Origin of the sequence: Klebsiella sp. HN106 (genome assembly GCF_051209435.1) — a bacterium.
GTDB lineage: Bacteria > Pseudomonadota > Gammaproteobacteria > Enterobacterales > Enterobacteriaceae > Klebsiella > Klebsiella oxytoca.
In genome coordinates, this window is the sequence record NZ_JBLURD010000071.1 from 1 (window position 1) to 1,034 (window position 1,034).

A 1,034-nucleotide genomic window follows, 5' to 3' on the forward strand; every position below is an offset into this window, starting at 1 on the left:
GGTGCTGCTCGCGCATTCGACCAGATCGATAACGCGCCGGAAGAAAAAGCTCGTGGTATCACCATCAACACTTCCCACGTTGAATATGACACCCCGACTCGCCACTACGCGCACGTAGACTGCCCGGGCCACGCCGACTATGTTAAAAACATGATCACCGGTGCTGCGCAGATGGACGGCGCGATCCTGGTTGTTGCTGCGACTGACGGCCCGATGCCGCAGACTCGTGAGCACATCCTGCTGGGTCGTCAGGTAGGCGTTCCGTACATCATCGTGTTCCTGAACAAGTGCGACATGGTTGATGACGAAGAGCTGCTGGAACTGGTTGAAATGGAAGTTCGTGAACTTCTGTCTCAGTACGATTTCCCGGGCGACGACACTCCGATCGTTCGTGGTTCTGCTCTGAAAGCGCTGGAAGGCGACGCAGAGTGGGAAGCGAAAATCATCGAACTGGCTGGCTTCCTGGATTCTTACATTCCGGAACCAGAGCGTGCGATTGACAAGCCGTTCCTGCTGCCGATCGAAGACGTATTCTCCATCTCCGGTCGTGGTACCGTTGTTACCGGTCGTGTAGAGCGCGGTATCATCAAAGTTGGCGAAGAAGTTGAAATTGTTGGTATTAAAGAGACTGCTAAGTCTACCTGTACTGGCGTTGAAATGTTCCGCAAACTGCTGGACGAAGGCCGCGCTGGTGAGAACGTTGGTGTTCTGCTGCGTGGTATCAAACGTGAAGAAATCGAACGTGGTCAGGTACTGGCTAAGCCGGGCTCTATCAAGCCGCACACCAAGTTCGAATCTGAAGTTTATATCCTGTCCAAAGACGAAGGCGGCCGTCACACTCCGTTCTTCAAAGGCTACCGTCCGCAGTTCTACTTCCGTACAACTGACGTGACTGGCACCATCGAACTGCCGGAAGGCGTAGAGATGGTTATGCCGGGCGACAACATCAAAATGGTTGTTACCCTGATCCACCCGATCGCGATGGACGACGGTCTGCGTTTCGCAATCCGTGAAGGCGGCCGTACCGTTGGCGC

General features: G+C 54.5%; 1 protein-coding gene. It reads left to right on the plus strand.

From position 1 onward, the window contains the following. On the plus strand, nucleotides 1-1,034 hold a 1,034-nt coding region (gene tuf / locus ACSIPU_RS30340), incomplete at both ends, for an elongation factor Tu (protein ID WP_016810035.1).